Here is a 15,147-nt window from a genome sequence, read left to right on the forward strand (position 1 = left end):
TTACCTGTAAAAAATCGGGGTTTGTGGCTATTGACCCGGAGTATTTGTTGTGGGACTAGTGCAATGTTGCATAAGTATTGACTGTTTCACTAGTTCACCTTAGTCCTATAGTTACTGTTTCTTTTCATGTTCTTCAGAGCGGCAGGTGAGGGATCATAATCGTACTATAGTTGCTTTACCCTTTACTGTCATTTCGAACGCAGTGAGAAATCTATCTCGGCTTATAGTTGAATTTACCTGCACTTTGATATAGGATATCCTTTCAAATATCCTTTAATCCTGGGAGCTTTACTTATCTATCGTTTCAATTCACCTTGGCTCCCTCACGGCCGGGAGGCCCCGTCTTCGGGCATCGCGCTGCTTTCGCTTCCTTGGCTCCTAACCTCGCCATGCCTGCCGGCACCGCAACAAAGCAAAGGCGCTCAACCCAAAGACTGTGATCAATTCGATAGTTATGGTTGTTATAGTTTGCAACAATAAGCTTCGAGCTTGATCGTGGTAGTAGTTTCGAGAAGACAGGTAAACCTGTCCTGTTCTTCAGCTGTAACTATAGCACTATAAAGCAAACAATAGTAAATGCAGCAATTGTCCCCTTGAGGGTACTACAGGGGTGTTAAAACCGGAACTATAGAACTATAATACCAACTATAGCAACAACAGAAATTCCCCTCTCGGGAGGGGCAGGGGTGGGTTAAAACACTAACGATAAAACTACACCTCCAACTATAGAAGTAGCAGATGGTTGTGAAGGGGTAATCCTATCACTTTCGATCAAATCTCTCCTGATATACTGATACATTCAACCTATGCAAAACCGCTCTATAGCCGCTATTGATTAAATCAAATTAAAGAGGTATTTTAGAAGGGCCGGCAGGTAATGGTTCCGGCGCTTCACTCACTTCCAAACCTAAAACTATGGCTTACGCAACTTCTGAAATTGCTTTAGGCACCCAGGCACCCGACTTCGCATTACTCGACACTGTTTCCGGAAGACTGTTTTCGCTACGCGATGTAGCAGGTAGTAAGGCAACTGTTATCATGTTTACCTGTAACCATTGCCCATATGTCCAACACATCCTGGATAAGGTAGTAGAAGTTGCAAAAGAATATCAGCAAAAGGGAGTAGGTTTTGTAGCCATCAGCGCCAACGATGCAACTATACAGCCAGAAGACCGACCAAGTGAAATGAAAGCCCTTGCACAGGAACGCGGCTTTACTTTTCCATATCTGTATGACCAGACGCAACAAGTGGCCCGCACGTATCAGGCAGTTTGCACGCCCGAGTTTTTTGCGTTTGATGCCAACAAACGCTTAGCCTACCACGGTCAGTTTGATAGTTCACGGCCAAAATCGCATATACTGGTTACCGGACAGGATCTCACAAGTGCCCTCGATGCATTACTAAAGGGCCAGCAGCCATCACAAGAACAACAGCCAGCTGTTGGGTGCGGCATTAAATGGAAACATCCGTATTAGGCGGCAAAGCATTATTCGGATTTTCATTTACGATTTCAGCCATAGCAGTGGCGTGGTCTAAATAATGCGACGTATAGGCGTCGCTTTTAGCGTGTACATACATGGCTGTTTCGCCCATGACCGTGTTAATAATATCCTCGTGCTCCTCCATAGGCAAGGCCGGACAACCTAAGCTTCTGCCAAGTCTACCTGCCTGATCTATAAATTTAGGGCTTGCATATTCGGCACCATGTATTACAATGCAGCGGTCCAGGGCGTTGGTGTTAAACCCCTCATCTACACCTTCTAATTTAAGCGAAAGCCCATGCTTGCCGTTGTAAGTTTTTTGGGTCACATAAAAGCCTATACTACTCATATACGACTTGTCCTCGTTCGAGAAATTCTCAGCAAACTCCCCTCCCGAATTCCGGCCATGTGCCACGTAAGTATGATGCAAAAGTTCTTTCTTTTCAATATCTACCACCCAAAGCCTTTTTTGTGTTGATGACTTTGTAAAATCGACCATCGTTAATACCGGTTTGCCTGATAGCTTGCCTTCATGTTTCATGTTATAGTACCCGGTGAGTGCTTTCGAAAAAACTTCGTATTTCAGGCCGGTTTGCCCAAGTCCCATTTCGTTATACAAACTATAAGCCACCTCATCGAACTGCATAATTTTGTAGTTCGATACTGTTTCCTTAGTAGTTTTCTTGGTCTTGGTTTTAGCTGCACTGCTACTGATCGGCGCGGCCATAGGCGAAAATATAAGTGGAGCAAACAGCGGAAAAAGTCTTTTCGCTACTTTTCGTTTCCGTGCGTGCCACCTTGTTTTTTTCTTATCCATATCTTCTAACATTCGTTCTTCAGCACTTTATTGTACGCCCTGCACCTTCCATAGTTTAATTTTAAACCCTGGCTAACAGTGTTTTCAGATTAATGAGCTGTTGAAAGCCCTAACTATAGTCGGGCTGTGTTTTTCCTGTTCCGAATAAGATGGAGGTACTTTTCCCGGACTAAAAACAAATGTCATTGCGCCCGTATACCTGCACTATAGTTTCTCAGGAAACTGATTTCTGATTATCTTTGAACTAGAGAAGCAATTTATAACTATAACCGATCACCGTTTGAAATTAGCCGCCATCGATATAGGCTCCAACGCCGTAAGGTGCCAGATCTCAAGTGCCCTTCAGCAGGATGCCAGTGTAATTTTTAAACGGATAGAATACATCCGCTACGCCATCCGATTTGGAGAAGATGTATTTAATTCAGGCTATATCAGCGAGATCAAGATAGATAAGTTTGTAAAGTTGCTTCATGCCTTCCAGCTGCTTTTAGATGTGCACGATGTAGATCACTTTATGATCTGCGCAACCTCAGCCATGCGTAACTCCCAGAACGCACTGGAAATACTGAAACTGGTAGAGGAACGATTGGGGATGAAGATAGATGTTATTGACGGCGTGGCCGAAGCAGAGTTAATAAACAAAGTCATCGTGAATTTCCTGGATGAGCGTAACTACCTGCATATTGACGTGGGTGGTGGCAGTACAGAATTCAATATTTATGTTAACCGCCAGAAAGTGGCTTCTCAATCATTTGAGCAGGGTTCTATACGCCACATGCACGGGAACGACTCTGTAGAACTCTGGAACATGATGCGCCACTGGATAGAAGAAAATGCACGTAAATACCAGCCTTCCCGCGCTATTGGTACGGGTGGCAACATTAACAAGATCTATGACATGGCCGGCAAGGTAACCGGCAAGCCCATCTTCCGAAAACAGATCGAAGAGGTAGTAACTATAGTTTCGGGGATGAGCATGGAAGATCGTGTAAATAAGCTGCTCCTGAACCCGGATCGAGCCGATGTCATTCTGCCAGCCGCCGAAATATATTTATCTGCTATGCGCTGGGCAAAACTGGAGAGTATGATGGTTCCGAATGTGGGTTTGAAAGATGGCATGATCCACTCCCTTTACGAGCAGTTTCATCCCGAACGGTTCGTTATTGGTGGGATTAATTAATCGTTATAGTTTAGTCTCTTTTCAGTTTCATCCCGAATGCAGCCAAGGAATTTTATATGTTTTATAGTTCACTTTTGTCATTTCGACGAAAGGAGAAATCTACCTCAGCTTATAGTTCGATTGTCTAAAGTTCTATAATCTACTACTCCACAACCCGAAACAAGCCTTCCTTTTATAGCTCCTTCTAATCCTGAGAGCTCTGCATACTTACTGTTCTATAGTTTACTTTGGTGCCCTCACGGCCGGGAGGCCCCGTCTTCGGGCATCGCGCTGCTGCTTTCTTGCTTCCCTCGCTCTGCTCGGGTTGCCTAAAGGCACTGCAACAAAGCAAAGGCGCTCAACCCAAAGACTGTGAAGTTTCGCATAGTAACCAGCATCTATAGTTTGAACTGGGAGGCTTTGAGATGTATCGTGGCTATAGTTCCGAAGGGGCAGGGAAACCTGCCCTGTTCGTGGTCTGTAACCATAGAACTATAGTTTAGAAATTAGTAGCAGCAGCAATTGTCCCCTTGAGGGGACTATAGGGGTGTTAAAACAGAAACTATAAAATTATAGCCACGGACTAAAGCAACCTCAGAAATCCCCCTCTTAGGCGAGGCAGGGATGGGTTTAAGGCATGACCTCTCACCCCAATCAACATGACAAAAGAACCAGCATTAAAAAACCCTCCTCTTATTACTAAGGGAGGGTTTGAGGATTTATTTAAACCAGTTCTATATCCGCATTCTCATAGATGGTACGGTTGTAGAAAATCTTGTGAATATCCACTACATCTTCTCCGGCGGCAGGGCGTTTTTTAACGTACGTACCGTCTTCGCGCATAATGTAGGAGTTCTGGTTATCGAGCAGGTTATAGTGCAGGATGGAGATTGCTTCGCGTTTCAGATCTTCGTTAAGTAACAGGAACAAGGCTTCTATTCTCCTGTCGAAACTGCGGACCATGACATCAGCGCTGCCGCTGTAAACTTTGGCATCACCACTGTTATGGAAATAATAAATACGGCTGTGTTCCAGGTACTCCCCAACTATAGATTTCACGAAAATGTTCTCGCTCAGGTCTTCGCGGCCCGGGCGCAGACAGCAAATTCCGCGAACTATAAGTTTTATAGGAACACCAGCTTTGGATGCCTTGTAAAACTCGTCCATTACCTCTTTGTCTTCCAGCGAGTTGATCTTGATTACAATACCGCTTTTCAACCCTTTCTTGGCATTCCGGGCTTCGTTACGGATAAGTTCTATCAGCTGGTTGCGCAGGCCTTTCGGCGAGGTCATCAGCGATTTATACTCGTTCGGGCGTGAGTGGCCGGTAATTACATTAAAGAATTCGGAAACGTCGTGCGCGTAAATCTCATCGGTTGTAAGCAAACTGACATCAGAATATAAACGGGCCGTTTGTTCGTTATAGTTACCACTACCAATATGCACGTAACGTGTTACCTTCTCCCCTTCTTTCCGAATGATCATCAGCATTTTAGTATGGGTTTTATACTTGCTGATGCCATAGATTACAAAACAGCCGGCTTTTTCCAGGCGGTCCCCTTCTTTCAGGTTACGCTCTTCATCAAAGCGGGCTTTTACTTCAAACAACACCGATACGTGCTTCCCGTTTTCAGCCGCTTTAAGTAAGGCGGCCGTAACACGGCTTTGGTCTGCGAGGCGGTATATCGTTTGCTTGATACCCAGCACGTACGGGTCTTCGGCGGCGCGCTCCAGCAATTGCACCACCGGCTCCATGCTGTTGTAAGGATGATGCAGCAATACATCATGCTCTTTCAGGTACTGGAAAAGATCGATGCCATCACTGGGCAGGCTGCGTGGCATTACCGAGGATGGCTGTTTAAAGCAACGGTCCTTGAACTGGCGATGGTTAATAATCTGCCACAGCGCGCGCAGGTCTATTAAACTATTGATAGTGAAAACGTTGGCATTGTCAATCACCCAGCGATCCTTCAGCACTTTCATCATAAATGCAGATGGGTTCCGTTCCACTTCCAGGCGTACCACACGTCCTTTTTTACGCGTTTTCAGCTTCGATTTTATTTCCTGTACAAAGTCAGCTTCAATGTCGTCAGATTCTTCGAGGGTAAAATCGCCGTTGCGGGTAATACGGAACAGGTTAACTGAAACGATATCCACATTACGGAAAAGCTTCTTTATTTTCCAGCGGATAATTTCTTCGATGGGTACGAATATGATCTTATCCTTGCGGTTGATCTCGTAGAAACGCGCCAGGTTTTGGGGTATCTGTACAAAAGTCAGGCGGTCCTGTGCCTTCTGCTCATCGTCGGTGCGGGTGACTACACCAAAGGTCAGCAGCTGATTCATGAGTAGCGGAAAGCCATGGTAATTATCGAATACCATGGGCGTAAGCAGCGGGAATATGGTATTTTTAAAGTACCCGTCTACTTTTTTCTGCTCTATTTCGGTCAGTTCGCCAACCATCAGTACGTCAAAGCCACTCTTATCGAAAAGCGGTTTTAGCTCGTTGTTGTAGGTCAGGTACTGGTCGTTTACGAAACGATGCGAGTAATCTAAAAGCTTTTTGCGGAACGGCAACTCGCGCAGGCCCGAATAATCTGTACGCTCTTTACCGTAATCGATATAGTTGTACAAACTGCCCACCCTGATCATGAAAAACTCGTCGAGGTTAGACGAGGTAATAGCCAGGAACTTGAGCCTGTCGAAAATAGACTTGTTTGTGTCGCGGGCCTGATCGAGTACGCGGTAATTAAAGCGTAGCCAGCTCAGGTCGCGGCTGATGTATTTACTTTTCTTTATCTGGTCAGAGACCTTATTTATAAGCATGTTAACAGTAGAATTTAAAGCCGATCAGGGTTTGAGATCAGTTTTCTCAGGATGAAATTTGTACTTAGTGCTAATATATAGTTTGTAACGGATATTGCACAGTTTTAGCCATCCCAATACGTATTTATTATAGCTTCGGCCAGCGTTTATAGTTTAATCTATGGTTTGATCCGAAGAATTGCTTCCCAAATCAATAATATATACTATGCCTGCCGCTACCGTAACTCCATTTATAGAGGTAAGAGAAGTATAATTGCGGTAAGCTCCACCCTCTTGTGTAGCTCTTGAAAAGGACTCCGGGGTAAGGTACCGGGAAGTGGTGCCACTCAGGTATTCGATGCTTCCCTCGAAGCGCCATTTTTTGCCCCCGATCTGCAAGCCTGCTCGGGCACCATACCCCAGCGAAACAGAAGTAAAACCAGAGCTGCTCTCAGAAGAAAAATCATCTTTTTCGTAGCTCATGAACCGCAGACCCAGCAATGCATAGGCAAACGGATGAAAGTATCTGGCTACGGTAGCTTCAGCGCCAAAATGTGTATTTAAAATACTCATGCCGGCCTTCATATCCGAATTATTATCAAAAGCCAGGATGTTCCGGGAATAACTAAGTCCGCCAGCCCAGGGCTTTTCTGATGGCTTTATAAGTAAGCTCGGCTCATAGCCAATGGCCGCATACGTATCCCCGAATCTACCGGCAAAACCTGTTACCCGTGCTTTTAACGAAATGTCAACTTCTTGTGCGACGCCAACTATAGGCACTAATACAAAACAGGCTAAAACCAGTAGCGATGCTTTAAAAGCTTTCATAAACAAACTATAAAGAGAGATCAGAACTATAAGAAACGGTTATTTATTGCTGCGCTTTGCCGGGAAAATCAACTTTAAGGCACCGGGCATTCTGCGGGCCCATGCTGCTTCGTTGTGTTCAGCCTGAGGCGCTTTTACCCACACAAAATCTTTATGCTCTTTGTAGCCTTTTGCTTTCAGGGCCTGTAGCATTTCATCTATGCCGGGCTGCAGTTTTTCTTCCAGGGCTACGCCGCCGTTATCAATGTAAAAGTATATTTTCTTCTTTTTGCCAGTATAGTTCAGCACATCGTCCACGTAATCTATATGCTGTATTTTAAAGGCCGGCGACATACAGATGGCTTTCGAGAACACGTCCGGATACTCCCAGGCCAGCATGAACGCCATGATGCCACCAGCAGAGGAGCCGCCAATGGCTGTATATTTCCGTCCAGGTTTGGTGCGGTATTGCTTGTCAACAAATGGCTTCACAGTGTTCACTACAAAATCCATGTAGGCGGTACCTTTCTGGCCGGGTATGTACTCGTCGCTGCGGTCTGAGGTGTTGTAGATGCCAACTATAATAACCGGTTCGAGGGCGTTTGCACTTATCAGGCTATCAGCGGTTTCGTCGAGTTGCCAGTCTGTGCCAAAGGAGCTTGTGGCCGGGTCAATTATATTCTGCCCGTCGTGCATGTAAAGCACGGGGTATTTTTTGCTTTTATCAGCCTCATAACCATCCGGCAACCAAACTATAACATCACGATCCTGGAGGCCTTTTGCTTTTAAGTTTTTATGATAGTTTACATTACCTGTTATGCCGCCTTTAAACGGACGCATTTTCTTTTCGAGCCAGTGTTCAATGGTGTTTGCTATAGTTGTATCGCTGGCTATAGTTGCCCTGAAGTTTGACAGCGGAAATCCTTTTGCATCTGTGCCTTCGCGGTCCCAGGAACCAAGGGTGTATTTGTATTCCAATTGGGTATTTGCCGGAAACTTCAGCTTTAGTTGCCAGGTGTGCCTGCCCGTGTTTTGCATCGCTACTTTGGCAGGATTCCAGTTACCTAATTGCGGCTCGTTACCAACTATAAAAAAGGTACTGCTGTCGGGTAATGTGGGTGCGTATAGTTCAAAAGTTACCTGCACAGTTTCAGGCTGCTGTGCTTTGGCAACTATAGCTGAGGCCATGGCAAGTATCAAAACAAAGAAGAGCTTTCGCATGAGTGAGACGCGCTTTAAATGGATGTGGATATCAGGGAATAAAGATATTTATTTTATAGTTCTGCCAAGTAGCTATTCACAAAAAAGGCCAGCTAGATTGCTGGCTTTGGTGATGGTAACGGTTAGGCTAAACGACGGCAAGGCCGTCGGCCGAGGCTGACGTTTAGCTGTTGTTGTAGCACGTTATTCTATTTTCTTTTCAATTTGAGCTTTATGTATTTTCCTCAATCTAATCCCAAGAAGTTTGTTATCCGCATAGGCCGACAACGTCGTTCTTAAATTAATCTCATGCTCAGATTTTGTTTCAGCGTCCATCGCTAGAGAGATGTTTGCTTCATTTAATCCACTTATTGAGATTCTTGAATACTTCTTTTCAAATTCTTTTACCGTTTTCAGTTTGCTGGCTTTAAATGCTGGCCAATCCGTCAAATTACGTTTTGTCGAGTCCTTATTCTTTTCAGCAAACTTTTCTAGGTTCCGCTTTATTGATTCGCCTAACAGCTCATCAGTTACGTCGAAACTTAAAACCTCAACGTCCTCTTGCTCATAACGAAGCCAAGATTCATCAACAATGAAAGGAGCAACAAGTATCTTTCTATACTCTTCGCTCAAGTATACAGCAATCATTTTTGAAAACTGTTTCTTTTCTTTTTTTGACTTAAACCAATTCATATTATTAATGTACTACAACGTACTTGGGCATAAGGCGGCGAAGCTGGCTTATGGGTTTGGTTAGCAGAATTTATGCTTCTCCGGCAATGTTTAAATCAAAGCAATTCCTTTTTGTTAGATTCACTTTCAAATTAATATTACAATTTCCTCCATCATTCATTCTGATTATGAAGTATTTAAATTCTTTACTTATATAACTTCCTCTACAGTAATCTCTTACCCAAACTTCTTTTTCCTGCTTAGAATTAATAACTGGAATACATTGGATAACATAATTATCTATCGCTTTGAGATTAACCCTATTTTCTGAAAAGCATTTTTTTAAAATACTATCCAATGCTTCTAAATCATTTTGATTCAAGTCGTAAGGTTTAACAGAATTAGGGTCATAATTATAATTGGCAGGATTATAAAGCTTGGGACTAAATGTGAAAACTGCGTAATTTTCATATTTACTAAAATCTAATCTAGGTTTAGAATTGAAAAGATTTTTTTGAATTTCTATTCTTAAAGGAGAATCAATGAATTCTATGAAATTATTTTTTATTACAGCTTTATCAGTGTTTGCATATTTGAAATCAAAAGGGCTAAAATTAATTGTATCATTTTCTAAAAAATAAAAGCCCTTAAACTTTTCTTCCTTCTCATAATTAAAACTTTCTTCTAAAACTGTAAAAGTATAGCTGCTATCAGAAAAGAGTTTTATTTTCATATTTACGCCCAAATCATGATTGTTTTCCGCAACAATCTGTACATTTTTTGTTCGTGTTGAAACTACCTGTCTATTCTTCTGGCATTGAACGAATAATGCTAAAGAAAATAATGTGAGTATGATTTTTATCTTCACTTTTGATTTGAAATACCTGCTAACTATAGTACAAACAACAACATACACTTATCTGCACTATGTACGTCATTACATACTCAATATTATCAAACCTGAATATACACTATTACAACTCAACTCTTTACAAATTACCCAACAAAAAAGCCGGCTATACTTTGCAGTACAGTCGGCTTCTGTAATCAATAAGAACTATAGTTTACACGTCTACGCGTGCATACTTCGAGTTACGTTCAATAAAGTCACGGCGAGGGCCGACTTCGTCGCCCATCAGCATCGAGAACAGGTGGTCGGCTTGTGCAGCAGACTCTATCGTTACCTGCTTTAAGCTTCTCACATCCGGGTTCATGGTGGTAGTCCAGAGCTGTTCCGGGTTCATCTCACCAAGACCTTTGTAACGCTGCACGCCTACGCTGTCGTCTTTACCTTTACCAAGCTCTGCAATCGCGTCGATACGGTCCTGCTCGCTCCAGCAATAGCGCTCTTCCTTACCCTTTTTAACCAGGTAAAGCGGTGGCAATGCAATGTAGATATAGCCATTCTCGATCAGCTCCTTCATGTAACGGAAGAAGAACGTAAGGATAAGTGTACGAATATGCGATCCGTCCACGTCCGCATCCGTCATGATGATGATACGGTGATAGCGAAGTTTCTCCATATTCAGGGCTTTCTCGCCGTCTGCTGTACCAAAGCTCACACCAAACGCCTGGATCATATTCTTGATCTCTTCGTTCTCGTAAATGCGGTGCTCCTGTGCTTTCTCCACGTTCAGGATTTTACCACGTAACGGAAGTATAGCCTGGAAACGACGATTACGGCCCTGCTTAGCCGATCCACCAGCCGAGTCACCCTCTACCAGGTAAATCTCGCAGTTTTCAGGGTCGCTGTCAGAGCAGTCAGCCAGTTTACCCGGCAAGCTGGTGCTTGAAAGTACGTTCTTGCGCTGTACCATTTCGCGGGCTTTGCGGGCTGCGTTACGGGCCTGTGCGGCAAGTATTACCTTCTGAACTATAATGCGGGCTTCTTTCGGGTTTTCTTCCAGGAACTGGTTCAGCATTTCGCCAACAGCCGTATCCACAGCACCACCTACATCAGAGTTACCCAATTTGGTTTTTGTCTGACCTTCGAACTGCGGTTCCTGCACTTTTACAGAGATCACAGCTGTTAAGCCTTCTCTGAAGTCGTCACCGGCAATGTCTATCTTCAGCTTATCCAGCATACCAGACTTATCTGCATAAGCCTTAAGCGTACGGGTAAGCGCTCTACGGAAACCACCTACGTGCGTACCACCTTCTATGGTGTTAATGTTGTTCACGTACGAGAAAATATTCTCAGTGTAGGAGGTGTTATACTGAAGCGCGATCTCAACCGGAACACCGTTTTTCTCGCTCTCAATATGAATAGGCTGCGGTATCAGGTTTTCGCGGGTTTCATCCAGGTAAGCAACAAATTCCTTCAGACCACCTTCTGAGTAAAACGAATCGCTCAGAGGTTCGCCCTGCTCGTTCATTTCGCGCAGGTCTTTCAGGTTAATGCGGATACCTTTGTTAAGGTAAGCCAGTTCGCGTAAGCGACCTGCTACTGTATCGTATTTGTATTCGGTAACCGTAAAGATGGAAGCATCCGGCTGAAAGGTAACTGTTGTACCTGTTTTGTCAGTTGTTCCGATCTCGCGAACCGGGTAAGCCGGTGCACCAATGTTGTAATGCTGCTCAAATATCTTTCCGTTACGGTGCACAGTTACGTGCATATCAGTAGATAGTGCGTTAACGCAGGATACACCCACGCCGTGCAGACCACCGGATACTTTATACGTGTCTTTATCAAACTTACCACCGGCGTGCAGTACTGTCATTACCACTTCCAGGGCAGAGCGGCCTTCTTTCTGGTGAAAGTCCGTAGGAATACCACGGCCGTTATCCGATACCGTTACAGAGTTATTTTCGTTGATGGTAACATTGATCTCATCGCAGTGGCCGGCAAGGGCCTCATCGATAGAGTTATCTACTACTTCCCAAACCAGGTGGTGTAAGCCTTTTATACCAATGTCACCGATATACATGGCCGGACGTTTACGAACTGCTTCCAGTCCTTCCAGTACCTGTATACTATCTGCTGAATAATTATTTGCTCTTTGTGCTTCTACTTCACTCATGTGTGTCAATAAGGTAGATTAATAGGTAAAATTACCACTTTTATTTCGATTATGCTATACTTTCTCCGGCTAAAAAGTACCTGTAGCTGACAGGTAAAATTTCAGGATTCTGAACTGGTAAAGCACAACAATATATCAACAAAAAACCACAGCATTTAGTGCCTGTTTTACAGCCTTTTACCTGACAAAACACAAAGGGCAGCCTATAGTTACAGGCTGCCCTCCGGCAATGTTAAAAACAGGAAAATCTATCGTAAAAGCCGGGCTCAAATTCTGAAGGAAACTATAGTTCTGAACTGGAAGTAAATCCGTTACAGCATAACTCCATCACCCGGTTTATTTATTCCTTTTTATAGTTAGTGAAAGCCCCACAATCTGAGCACTAAACTGTAAACGTGATGGCTATAGTTTAAAGTATAAAATCAGGCGCAGGCAGGTATCTTTTGCAGATATTTATTCAAATTTGCGGCTATACTTTTGTCTTATGAAAACTATAGTTCTGCTGCTGATTTCCAACATCTTTATGACCTTTGCCTGGTATGGCCATTTGAAGTACAAGGATGTATCGCTCTGGAAGGTAATTCTGATCAGCTGGCTCATTGCATTTTTTGAGTGTTGTTTCCAGGTGCCGGCCAACCGCATCGGGCATGGGCAATTCACGGCTTTTCAGCTTAAAACAATACAGGAAGTAATAACGCTGGTTGTCTTTATCGGCTTTTCTGTTTTCTATCTCCGCGAAGAAGTAAAGTGGAATTACATAGTTGGCTTTGTTCTGATCCTGGCGGCAGTATTCTTTGTGTTCAAGAAATGGTAACTTGTAATGATTAACAGTTAAAGACGAATTAAGTATTATTCACTATTCATTAAACTTACTGTAACGGACATCTTTGTCCGGAACGAATCCTGAAGCGGTTTTCCTAATCCGCGTAAATGGAAAGCTGATCTACGGGAATAGAGAGTCCCCGGCAGAATGCTTTGGGACTTAGAAGTCCGAAAGAGCAGTAATTAAGTATTAATCACTGCTCTTTAATCATTCACCATTAGTCATTACCTGCCTGCTTTCTGTAAGCTAAACCCAATTTAAAGTCGCCTGCATTTTTACATTCCTGTATTTGCCCGTACCTTCGTGGCGTAATTCAAAAGCTTCATTCTGAAACACATGAAAAAGCTGATCTTGCTGCTTGCTTTACCCTTTGCTATAGTCGCCGGTTGCCAGTCGGGTCCTACCGAGGCAGAACAGAAGACTGAACTTGAGAGCCACGTTATAGCTGTACACGATTCTGCAATGGCCAACATGGGTACCATTATTAAACTGCGCCGCAACCTGCAGGCCCTCTCCGATTCTTTAACCGCGCAGCAAACTGATAGTACAACTATAAAAGTACTACAGCAAAGCGTTACCGGCCTCAAAGCTGCCGACGAAGGTATGATGAACTGGATGCGCAACTATAAAGCCCCGGATACGCTGCAACACCAGCAGGCCATGACCTATTTGCAGCAGGAATTACAGAAGATTGAGAAAATAAAAGTTACCATGGACAGCACGATAAAAGCTGCCCGCGTTATTTACCACCAACATGAACCCAAGAATTAACTATATCCTAAAGCAAACTATAGTTGCCTCTGCTTTTATATGTGCATCAGCTTTAACCTATAGTTGCCAAAGCAATTCAGCAGACCAAACATTACCTATACTAGGCTCACGCGAGCCTGTAGAGCGTGTAGTAGATGGCAAAACTATAGTTGATACCGTTTATCACCAGATACCGGATTTTGCATTCACAGATCAGGACAGCCAACGCGTTACACAGGAGACTGTAGCCGGAAAGATCTATGTTACTGATTTCTTTTTTACAACCTGCCCGAGTATCTGTCCTAAAATGAAGAGCCAGATGCTGCGCATCTACGAAGCGTACAAAGATAATCCCAACGTAGTGCTCCTCTCCCATACCATAGACCCTGCTCATGATACTGTGGCCGTGCTAAAAGAGTATGCCGATCGCCTGAACGTTGAAACAGCTAAATGGCACTTCGTAACCGGCGACCGCGACAGCATTTACGACATGGCCTTGCAGTATTTTGTAGGTGTACAGGAAGATGACCAGGCAGAAGGTGGTTTTGCACACAGCGGCGACTTTATGCTGATAGACCAGAACCGCCACATTCGCGGCCATTACCACGGCACCGAACAGGAAGATGTAGACAGGCTGATAAAGGATATGGAGATACTGCTGAAAGAGCAACAGCATGAAGAAAAGTAGATTTATAGTTGGCTTTTTTGGTGCACTGGCGCTTATAACGCTAACGCAATGCTTTACCGACAAACAGAACCAGGGCCAGAAACTATACGTGCAGCACTGCCTGAGCTGCCACATGGAAGACGGCTCCGGCCTGCGCGGCCTGATACCTCCAATAGCCAAAGCTGATTATCTGCAAACCCACCGCGACGAACTCGCCTGTCTTATCCGCAATGGCGCTGATGGTCCGATGGTAGTAAATGGTATTGAGTACAACAAAGAAATGCCGGGCGTGCATACCCTTCGCGAAGACGAGATCACCAACCTGCTAAACTATATCCAAACCAACTTCGGCAACAACAACAAGCGCTACACCATGACCGAGGTAGAAGAAATGCTGGATATCTGCCCGGTGCCGCATGGGAAGTAAGTTAGAACTATAGTTTGGTACTGCTAAAGGAATATCATACCGTTTTCAACTATGCGAGCTCACAGGATTAGTTTCAGAAATTCCATAAAAGCAAAAAAGCCGTGTGAATCGTTGATTTACACGGCTTTTTAGTAATCTAAATTACTCTCTTAATTGCTGTTTCGGACATCCGTGTCCGAAACTTTGTCTGCTGCGGACTTCCTAGTCCGCGTAAATAGGAAGATAATCAACGGGGACAGGGATGCACCGAGCAGGTGGCATTCGGACTAAAAAGTCCGAAAGAGCGGCGCTGAGCAGATTCCATTCGGGGAGTAATTTAGAACTATAGTTTAGCAACAGTTACCTCCATTTCTGTTTTCAGTTCTGAAGTGGAGACGTTTGCAGAGCTGATCATGCCTAAAGAAAGAGTGTGCCGCAGAGTGTGCCTTCACCTATACTAATAGATACTTCCTCGATACTGAGCACCTGTTAACCTAAGATGGTTAGAAAGGACTTTACACAACGTATAGGGCCAAAAA

Annotated in this window: 14 protein-coding genes; 7 read left to right on the plus strand and 7 right to left on the minus strand. The window is 44.0% G+C overall.

Annotated features, from left to right (window positions below):
• Positions 1–915: 915 nt before the first annotated feature.
• Positions 916–1,476 carry a thioredoxin family protein gene (locus KYK27_RS00450; RefSeq protein ID WP_199108117.1) on the plus strand — a complete coding sequence of 187 codons (561 nt, stop codon included), beginning with the start codon at positions 916–918 and terminating at the stop codon, positions 1,474–1,476.
• Here the strand turns inward: KYK27_RS00450 and KYK27_RS00455 are convergent.
• Positions 1,454–2,299: a murein L,D-transpeptidase catalytic domain family protein gene (locus KYK27_RS00455; RefSeq protein ID WP_233150191.1), complete on the minus strand. Its 846-nt coding sequence runs from the start codon at positions 2,297–2,299 to the stop codon at positions 1,454–1,456. The genes KYK27_RS00450 and KYK27_RS00455 overlap by 23 nt on opposite strands.
• A gap of 280 nt (positions 2,300–2,579) precedes the next feature.
• On the opposite strand from KYK27_RS00455, the gene KYK27_RS00460 reads away from it, so the two are divergent.
• A complete protein-coding gene (locus KYK27_RS00460; protein ID WP_199108118.1) occupies positions 2,580–3,479 on the plus strand; it encodes a Ppx/GppA phosphatase family protein in 900 nt (299 codons plus the stop codon).
• A 351-nt stretch (positions 3,480–3,830) separates the two neighbouring features.
• Positions 3,831–3,956: a hypothetical protein gene (locus KYK27_RS18390; protein WP_255531932.1), complete on the plus strand. Its 126-nt coding sequence runs from the start codon at positions 3,831–3,833 to the stop codon at positions 3,954–3,956.
• 225 nt (positions 3,957–4,181) lie between these two features.
• Here the strand turns inward: KYK27_RS18390 and ppk1 are convergent, their stop codons facing one another.
• From ppk1 to gyrB, 6 genes are all read right to left on the minus strand, one after another.
• Complete coding sequence (gene ppk1 / locus KYK27_RS00465) at positions 4,182–6,284, minus strand: polyphosphate kinase 1 (RefSeq protein ID WP_199108119.1); 2,103 nt, start codon at positions 6,282–6,284, stop codon at positions 4,182–4,184.
• A 153-nt stretch (positions 6,285–6,437) separates the two neighbouring features.
• Positions 6,438–7,091, minus strand: coding sequence for a hypothetical protein (locus tag KYK27_RS00470; protein ID WP_199108120.1), 654 nt, complete (start codon positions 7,089–7,091; stop codon positions 6,438–6,440).
• A 39-nt stretch (positions 7,092–7,130) separates the two neighbouring features.
• Positions 7,131–8,291: an alpha/beta hydrolase-fold protein gene (locus KYK27_RS00475; RefSeq protein WP_199108121.1), complete on the minus strand. Its 1,161-nt coding sequence runs from the start codon at positions 8,289–8,291 to the stop codon at positions 7,131–7,133.
• Between the two features lie 183 nt (positions 8,292–8,474).
• On the minus strand, positions 8,475–8,963 hold the full coding sequence (locus tag KYK27_RS00480; RefSeq protein WP_199108122.1) for a hypothetical protein: 489 nt from the start codon (positions 8,961–8,963) through the stop codon (positions 8,475–8,477).
• A gap of 70 nt (positions 8,964–9,033) precedes the next feature.
• Positions 9,034–9,810 carry a hypothetical protein gene (locus tag KYK27_RS00485; RefSeq protein WP_199108123.1) on the minus strand — a complete coding sequence of 259 codons (777 nt, stop codon included), beginning with the start codon at positions 9,808–9,810 and terminating at the stop codon, positions 9,034–9,036.
• Positions 9,811–10,006: 196 nt separating this feature from the next.
• On the minus strand, positions 10,007–11,962 hold the full coding sequence (gene gyrB, locus KYK27_RS00490; RefSeq protein WP_199108124.1) for a DNA topoisomerase (ATP-hydrolyzing) subunit B: 1,956 nt from the start codon (positions 11,960–11,962) through the stop codon (positions 10,007–10,009).
• A gap of 484 nt (positions 11,963–12,446) precedes the next feature.
• Here gyrB and KYK27_RS00495 point away from each other — a divergent pair, with 484 nt between their 5' ends.
• The 4 genes from KYK27_RS00495 to KYK27_RS00510 all read left to right on the plus strand — a co-directional run bounded on the left by KYK27_RS00495 (position 12,447) and on the right by KYK27_RS00510 (position 14,629).
• A complete protein-coding gene (locus tag KYK27_RS00495) occupies positions 12,447–12,776 on the plus strand; it encodes a DMT family protein (RefSeq protein WP_199108125.1) in 330 nt (109 codons plus the stop codon).
• A gap of 345 nt (positions 12,777–13,121) precedes the next feature.
• A complete protein-coding gene (locus tag KYK27_RS00500; RefSeq protein ID WP_199108126.1) occupies positions 13,122–13,556 on the plus strand; it encodes a hypothetical protein in 435 nt (144 codons plus the stop codon).
• Complete coding sequence (locus tag KYK27_RS00505) at positions 13,540–14,223, plus strand: SCO family protein (RefSeq protein ID WP_199108127.1); 684 nt, start codon at positions 13,540–13,542, stop codon at positions 14,221–14,223. The genes KYK27_RS00500 and KYK27_RS00505 overlap by 17 nt, the downstream gene beginning before the upstream one ends.
• Positions 14,210–14,629 (plus strand): c-type cytochrome, encoded by a 420-nt coding sequence (locus KYK27_RS00510; protein WP_199108128.1) that lies wholly within the window; start codon positions 14,210–14,212, stop codon positions 14,627–14,629. The genes KYK27_RS00505 and KYK27_RS00510 overlap by 14 nt, the downstream gene beginning before the upstream one ends.
• The last annotated feature ends 518 nt before the right edge of the window (positions 14,630–15,147 follow it).

Source organism: Pontibacter populi (genome assembly GCF_019336435.1).
Taxonomy (GTDB): Bacteria; Bacteroidota; Bacteroidia; order Cytophagales; family Hymenobacteraceae; genus Pontibacter; species Pontibacter humidus.